Genomic DNA, 7095 nt, shown 5'->3' with positions numbered 1-7095 from the left:
CCGGGCCGAGCGCGGCCACCACCGCACCGGCCCCGGCCGCGCGCAGCCGCTCGACGCCCCGCACCGGGTCCTCGGTGCCGGTGGCCGCGGCGAGTTCGGGCGCGTTGGGCTTCACCACGGCCGGCCCGGCGGGCAGGGCCCGCAGCAGCGCCGGCCCGTCCGCGTCGAGCACGGCCGGCGCTCCGTGGGAGCGGGCCAGTTCGATCAGGACGGTGTAGGCGTCCGGAGGCAGTCCGGGCGGCAGGCTGCCGGAGAGCACGGCGACCGAGGTGCCGGGCAGCAGCCGCTCGTAGTGGGCCACGAAGCGCCGCCACTCGGGCGCCGTGACGGGGGGTCCGGGCTCCAGGAAGACGGTGGTGTCCCGGTCGTCCGCGACCGCGACGGTGCGGCGGGTCTCCCCCGCGACCTCGACCAGTTCGTCGTGCAGCCCGGCGGCGGCGAGGTCCGCCCGCAGGGCGTGGCCGCTCGGTCCGCCGGCCAGGCCGGTGACGATCGCGGTGCGGCCGAGCGCGGCGAGCACCCGGGCGACGTTGACGCCCTTGCCGCCGGCCTGCCGGCGGACGCTCGCCACCCGGTTGACGGCGTGCTCGCGGACGGCGTCGAGCCGGTAGGTGAGGTCCAGCGCGGGGTTGAGCGTCACGGTGAGGATCACCGGCGACCGCCGCCGGGCTCCGGCGGGTGCGCCCCGGGACGACCGGTCACGGCTGGTCCAGCACGATCGAGCGGGTGAGGTGGCGCGGCCGGTCGGGGTCGAGGCCGCGCCGGACGGCGAGGCCGACGGCCAGGCGCTGGACCCGGACCAGTTCGGCCAGCGGGTCCAGCCGCGGCACGCTGACCGCCGCCCCGGTCGCCTCGGCCTGCTGGACCAGCCCGGCGGGCGGGGCGTCGAGGAACCACACCAGGCCTTCCGGGCCGCTGACGCTGATCGGGCCGTGGCGGTACTCCATGGCCGGGTAGGACTCGGTCCAGGAGGCGGAGGCCTCCCGGACCTTGAGCGCGGCCTCGTTCGCCACCCCGCAGCCCCAGCCCGTCCCGAGGAAGGTGAACTGCCGCGCCTCCAGGGCTCCTCGGGGCAGCGGGGCGTCGATCGCCGTACGGGCCTGGGCGGGCAGGTCCGCCGGTGCGGCGCCCAGGTGGGCGCGCAGCAGCGCGAGGGCGGTGGTGGCGAACCTGGTCTGGACGACGGACCGCTCGTCGGCGAACTCCAGCGGCACCAGGTGGCGGGCGGCGGCGCCGATCGGGGTGCGCGGGTCGGCGGTGATCGCCACCGTCTCGGTCGCGCCCAGCGCGGCGAGGGCGTCGAGCACCTCGGTGGTGGTGCCGGAGCGGGAGAGCGCGACGACCCGGTCGTAGCGGCGCCCGGCCGGGAACTCGGAGGCTGCGAAGGCGTCGGTCTCGCCGAGTCCGAGGGATTCGCGCAGCGCCGCGTAGGCCTGGGCGATGTAGAGCGAGGTGCCGCAGCCGAGGACGGCCACCCGTTCGCCGGGATCGGGCAGGTGGCGCGGGGTCAGTTCCAGGGCGCGCTGCCAGCATTCGGGCTGGCTGGCGATCTCTTCGTCGACGTGGGCCATCAGGTCCTCCTGCGCGGGACTGCACGATCGTGCGTGAAGATGCTCGATTTATAGTCCAGTTCTCGCACAGTGCGCAATAGTGCGCATCCTCGATCACCTTCGAGCAGCCCGTCCACCCCGGGGTCGCCCGAACCCGCCCCGAGCCCCGCCCCGCCGACCGGGGCACCCCCTCTGCCGCCGAACTGCCCGACCCCGCAAAGGAGTCGTGAAGATCATCACCCTATTCACCGATCCGAGCTATTCCGGCGCTTCGATGTATCCGGCGGTGGCTAAGCTCACCGTTCTGTGACCGAACGTCAGACAAGCCCAACAGTCCTGGAAACCGCCGACGTCGTCATCCTCGGCGCCGGACCGGCCGGACTCACCCTCGGAAACCTCCTCCACGCCGCCGGAGTCGACTGCGTCGTCCTCGAACGCGCCGACCGCACCCACGTCCAGACCAGGGCCCGGGCCGGCTTCCTCGCCGCCAACACCGTCCGCGTCCTGGACCGCCACGGCCTCGCCGAGGGCCTGCGCCGGCACGGCCGGCCGCACGGCGTCTGCGAGTTCCGCACCGAGGACGGCAGCTTCCGGCTCGACTACGGCGCCCTCGGCCGCCGCGAGCAGCACACCGTCTACCCCCAGCAGGACCTGGTCACCGACCTGCTGACCCACTACCTGGACGCCGGCGGCCGGATCGCCTTCGAGACCGAGGCCCAGTCCGTCCAGGAGGCCGCCGGCCCGCGCCCCACCGTCACCGTCCGCGACGCCGAGGGCCGCCCCGGCCGGTGGTCGGCCCGGTACGCGGCCGGCTGCGACGGCCGCCACGGCGCCGCCCGCCGCTCCCTGCCCGCCGGCACCCGCCGGTACCACCGCGACCACGGCGTCAGCTGGCTCGGCCTGCTCGCCGAGGCGCCCCCGAGCATGGACGCCGTCGGCTACGCGATGCACCCCGCCGGCTTCGCCGGCCACATGGCCCGCACCGCCGACATCACCCGCTACTACCTCCAGTACGAGCGCGGCACCCCGGCCGACGCCTGGCCGGAGGAACGGATCCGGGCCGAACTCGACCTGCGGATGCGCACCGCCGAACACGGGCCGCTGCACCACGGCCGGATCGTCCAACGCACCGTCATCGACCTGGAGTCCGACGTGATCGAGCCGCTGCGGCACGGCTCGCTGCTGCTCGCCGGGGACGCCGCGAGCCTGCCCGCCCCCGCCGCCGCCAAGGGCGCCAACCTCGCCGTCCTGGAGGCCGAACTCCTCGCCGAGGCACTGATCGAGGACCTCGCCCACGGCGACTCCCGGGCGCTCGACCGGTACTCCGCGCGCTGCCTCGCCCACATATGGCGGGCCCAGGACTTCGCCCACTGGATGATCCAGTTCCTGCACTCCCCCGCCGGACCGGACGGGGAATCGTTCTTCCACGAATCCATGCGGCGCTCGCGCGTCGAATCCCTGCGCACCTCACGCACCCACCAGGACTGGTTCGCCGAGAACTACGTCGGCATCTGACCGGCCCGCCCACCGGAACGAGGACTCCTCCCATGACCGCGACTCCCCCGGACGACACGGCCCGCCTGCGCGCCACCGCCGACTTCGTCAGGGAGCACGACACCGCCGACCTGTTCCCGCTCCTGCTGCCCGGTCTCGACGGCCCGGAACGCCGGGCCCTGGCCGAACGCTGCCGCTTCTCACACGCCGCCCTCCTCCTCCTGCCCCCGGACGCCGCCACACTCCACGCCCAACTCGCCGCCTGTGGGCTGGACTTCGATGCACCCCCGCAGCCCAGCGTGGTGGTCCGCGGCCGGCTGGCCCGCCGCCACGGCCGCACCGAGGCCGACCTCGACGTCAGCATCCTGCGCCCGCCGGTGCCCGGCCCGGGCGGCGAGCGGACCGTCGAGGTGTTCGCCCTCACCGTGCCGCCCGGCTCGGACCTCGCCGACCTCGCCGCCCACGAACGCGCCCACGACCACGAGGCGCACCTCGCCTTCGAGGTCACCGACCCGGACCCACTGGCGCTGCGCGGCCTGTGCGCGCTGCTCGCCCGGCACGGCGCCACCCCCGACGGCGGCGGCCACAACCCCCACGAGGACTCCACCGTCCTCTACTTCACCGCCCCCACCGGCGCCCGCACCGGTTACCGCCGGGTGGAGCTGCACGCCCACGGTGACCACCGCGCGGTGCTCGCCGACCACCTGGGCCAGGACCCCGCCCAGCACTCCGCCGAGACCCTGCTCCAGCAACTGACCGGCGCCTGGACCACCCAGGCCCTGGCGGTCAGCGCGCGGATCGGGCTGCCCGACGCCCTGGACACCCGGACCGGCACCACGGCGGCGGACCTCGCCGCCACGCTCGACGCCCACCCGCAGAGCCTGACCACCCTGCTGCGCTACCTCACCATGCTGGGCATCGTCGCCGAGGACCAGGACGGCTACCGGCTCACCGGCACCGGCGCGCTGCTGCGCGCCGACGCCCCCGGCTCGATGCGGCCGCTGGCGCTGATGTACGGCGGACCGTTCTACCGCTCCTTCGCCGAGCTGGAGCACACCGTGCGCACCGGCGGGGCCGCCTTCGACCACCTCTTCGGCGAGAACCACTTCGACCACTTCGCCCGCGACCCCGAACTCGCCGAGCTCTTCGACCAGTCCATGGCCGCCAGCTCCCGGATGTTCGACCCGCTCCCGGCCCACCCCGTCATCACGGCGGCCGCCGGCACCGCCGGCACCGTCGTGGACATCGCGGGCGGCAACGGCGAACTGCTCGGCCGTCTGCTGTCCGCCCACCCGGGGCTGCACGGGACCCTGCTGGAACGCCCGCACGCCGTCGAGGCGGCCCGCCGCCGACTCGACGCCGCCGGGCTCGGCGGGCGCTGCGGCTACGTACCGGGGGACTTCGCGGACGTCCCCGGCACGGCGGACGTCTACCTGCTGTCCCGGGTGCTGCACGACTGGGACGACGAGCGCTGCGCCGAGATCCTGCGCCACTGCGCCCGCGCCATGCCCGCCCACGCCGACCTGCTGATCGTCGAACGGCTGCTGCCCGACGACGGCTCGGCCTCGCTGGCCACCGCGTGGGACGTCCACATGATGTGCAACACCGGCGGGCGTGAACGCCGCGCCGACCACTACGCCCGGCTGCTCGCCGACGCCGGGCTCCACCTGCTCGGCCACTCCCCGCTGCCGCTGGGCGCCGCCGTCCTGCACGCCCGCCGGGCCGCCGTCCCGGCCCCGGGCGCCCCGGCGCACCCCGCCCCGGCCCACTCCGGGCGCTGACGCACCGCTGCCCCGCCGCCGATCGGGCGGCGGGGCACACGTGTCGCAGGGCGCGTGTCGGACCCGCCCTAGCAGCCGGGCCGTCTCGACTCGACGTAGTCCACGACCTGCATCATCCCGAGGTCCTCGTGCTGGAGCTGGTGGCAGTGGGCGACGACCCGGCCGGTGAAGTCCTCGTACCGGACCAGGAAGGTGACGGTCTCCCCTGGCCGGCCGCCGGCCAGGTCGACGGTGTCCTGCCAGACCGGCGGGTCCAGCCGCACGCCGTCGCGGTGGGTCACCAGGACGTGGTTGGTGTGCAGGTGGAAGGGGTGGTGGAAGGCCGCGCTGGTCTCGTCGGTGCGCAGCGTCCAGCGCTCGACGGTGTCCAGTTCCAGGGTGTGGTTGACGTAGCCGGGGTCGAACAGGCCGTAGGCCACGTCCCGGGTGAGGTCGCCGCCCGGGTCGGCCGCGGGGGTCGGGTGGCTGCCCAGCATCCGGAAGGCGTTGGCGAACGGCCCGGTGAAGACCTTGGGGTCGACGTGGAAGACCACCTCGCGCTCCGCGTCCGGGTCGGTGAGATCGCTCTCGTCCAGGAAGGGCTTGCCGGCCGGCAGCTCGGTCGGCAGGTCCATCGGCGGGTCGACGGGCTCGCCCGTCACCTCGACCGTCATCAGCGGCTCGGCGACCCCGTCCGCCCGCAGTTCGTAGCTGCCCGGATCGCCGCCCCGGACCAGGACGTCGGCCCGGTTGCCCATGCTCAGGCGGACGGTGTCGGTGGCGACCACGGCGGGGAAGGTCACGCCGTCCTGGGCGATCTGGTGGAGGGTCTGGTCCTGCCCGCCCCCGGTGAGCCGCAGCGGCAGCGCGGTGAACGCGGTGGCGCAGACCAGCCGCCAGCGCTGCACCTCGCCCGGGCGCAGGGTGACGGTGGGGTTGACCGCACCGTTGACGGTCAGCACCGGCGGCACGGCGGCCAGCGCGTTCCCGGACGAGAAGTCGGGGACCTCGCCGTCCTTGAGCCTGAGCTCGTTGACGCACACCACGAGGTCGGCGGCCGCCGCGATCTCGGGCACCTCGTCGACGTCGCCCCGGACGATGAGCACCCCGGCCATCCCGCCGACGAGTTGGGTGGAGGTGGCCCCGTGCAGGTGCGGGTGGTACCAGAAGGTGCCCGCCGGGTGGTCGGCCGGGATGTCGATGGCCGTCACGTACCGCGGCTCCGGGGCGCCGGCCTCGACCTCCTCGGCGGTGCGCGGCGCGAACACCCGGAGCACGTTGTCGGCGTCCCCGGTCGGGTCGACGTGCAGGCCGTGGGTGTGCAGGTTGAAGCTGTTGAAGCCGTGCGGCCGGTTGTGGTCCCCGCTGTGGGGTGCGTTCGGCGGCAGGCCGTTGACCTGGGTCAGCCGCAGGGTGTCCCCGGCGCTCACCCGCAGGGTCGGGCCGGGGATCGTCCCGTTGTAGGTGCGGGTGTGGACCGTCCCGTGGCCGGGGACGTCGGTGTCCGTGAACCGCACGTCGAGCGTCTCCTCCAGCACCGCCCCCGGGCCGCCGGGCACCCGTCGAGCGGTCCGTACGGCCGGCTGCGGGAAGGGGAGGGGCGCGGCCGCGGCGTACCGCCGGGAGAGGATCCCGTCGGACGCCACCAGCAGGACGGCGGCCGGGATCGCCCTGAGCATCGATCGACGACTGAATCCGACATTTTCGCTCATGGTCGGGCAATCTAGATCAGCTCACCGGGGACACCGGTCAAGCACACCGCGCGCCCGCCAGACATTGCCCATTCATGACCGTCCGCTCGATGGCCCTCGGCTTCGCAGCCCTCGGTTTCACGGCCCTCGGTTTCACGGCCCTCAGCCGGACCAGACGGTCACCGTGGCTTCCAGCTGGTAGTCCGCCGGTTCGATGGAGTCGATCTTGATCAGGGCGGTACGGCCACCGGGGGACTTCAGACAGACCAGCGACCCGACGTTCACGTGCGCGGAGGTGCCCGGGTGGCTCGCGGCCCAGTCCGAGCAGGCGGCGCCGGAGGGCGGCGCCTGGCCGGTCCAGATGCCGAAGCTGTCGTGGTCGTTCTGGATCTCGTCGTACAGGATGGCCGAGGTCGCGCTGAACCCGGTCGCGTAGATGCCCTGCGGGAACCCGGGGTGGCGCCCCGGCGGGGTGAGGTCGAAGTCGGCCCCGCCCTCCATCGTGATGGCGACCTGGCCGCTCCAGGCCACGGCGGGCCCGGCCGAGGACGGCGCGGGCGGGTTCGGCGCGGCGGTGGCCACGGCCGTGGCGGCACCGGT

The 7095-nt window shown here is 74.6% G+C and carries 6 protein-coding genes; 2 read left to right on the top strand and 4 right to left on the bottom strand.

From position 1 onward, the window contains the following. Window positions 1–640, bottom strand: a 640-nt coding sequence (locus BG452_RS26290; protein WP_188306828.1) for a 1-phosphofructokinase family hexose kinase, incomplete at its 3' end; no start/stop codon positions are given. 58 nt (window positions 641–698) lie between these two features. Further along, window positions 699–1571 carry an SIS domain-containing protein gene (locus BG452_RS26285; protein ID WP_188306827.1) on the bottom strand — a complete coding sequence of 291 codons (873 nt, stop codon included), beginning with the start codon at window positions 1569–1571 and terminating at the stop codon, window positions 699–701. 285 nt (window positions 1572–1856) lie between these two features. On the opposite strand from BG452_RS26285, the gene BG452_RS26280 reads away from it, so the two are divergent. Together BG452_RS26280 and BG452_RS26275 are read left to right on the top strand one after the other, a co-directional pair. Next, entirely contained in the window at window positions 1857–3065 is a 1209-nt protein-coding gene (locus BG452_RS26280; RefSeq protein WP_317621237.1) for a 4-hydroxybenzoate 3-monooxygenase, read from the top strand. 32 nt (window positions 3066–3097) lie between these two features. Beyond that, entirely contained in the window at window positions 3098–4825 is a 1728-nt protein-coding gene (locus tag BG452_RS26275; RefSeq protein ID WP_188306826.1) for a methyltransferase, read from the top strand. Between the two features lie 68 nt (window positions 4826–4893). Here BG452_RS26275 and BG452_RS26270 read toward each other — a convergent pair whose 3' ends face one another. Together BG452_RS26270 and BG452_RS26265 are read right to left on the bottom strand one after the other, a co-directional pair. Beyond that, window positions 4894–6516, bottom strand: a complete 1623-nt coding sequence (locus BG452_RS26270) for a multicopper oxidase family protein (RefSeq protein WP_188306825.1) — start codon at window positions 6514–6516, stop codon at window positions 4894–4896. 141 nt (window positions 6517–6657) lie between these two features. Continuing rightward, window positions 6658–7095: hypothetical protein (locus BG452_RS26265; protein ID WP_188306824.1), on the bottom strand; the 438-nt coding region annotated here is incomplete at its 5' end.

This window comes from Streptomyces sp. CBMA123 (genome assembly GCF_014596465.1).
In the GTDB taxonomy this organism is placed as follows: domain Bacteria; phylum Actinomycetota; class Actinomycetes; order Streptomycetales; family Streptomycetaceae; genus Kitasatospora.
The sequence above is the reverse complement of the archived record's forward strand: the minus strand, read 5'-3'. Positions and strand labels throughout refer to the sequence as shown.

Bases quoted from the DNA above. Each gene is read 5' to 3' on its own strand.
- BG452_RS26285 (WP_188306827.1), bottom strand. From the start codon at position 1,571: ATGGCCCACGTCGACGAAGAGATCGCCAGCCAGCCCGAATGCTGGCAG.
- BG452_RS26275 (WP_188306826.1), top strand. From the start codon at position 3,098: ATGACCGCGACTCCCCCGGACGACACGGCCCGCCTGCGCGCCACCGCC.
- BG452_RS26270 (WP_188306825.1), bottom strand. From the start codon at position 6,516: ATGAGCGAAAATGTCGGATTCAGTCGTCGATCGATGCTCAGGGCGATC.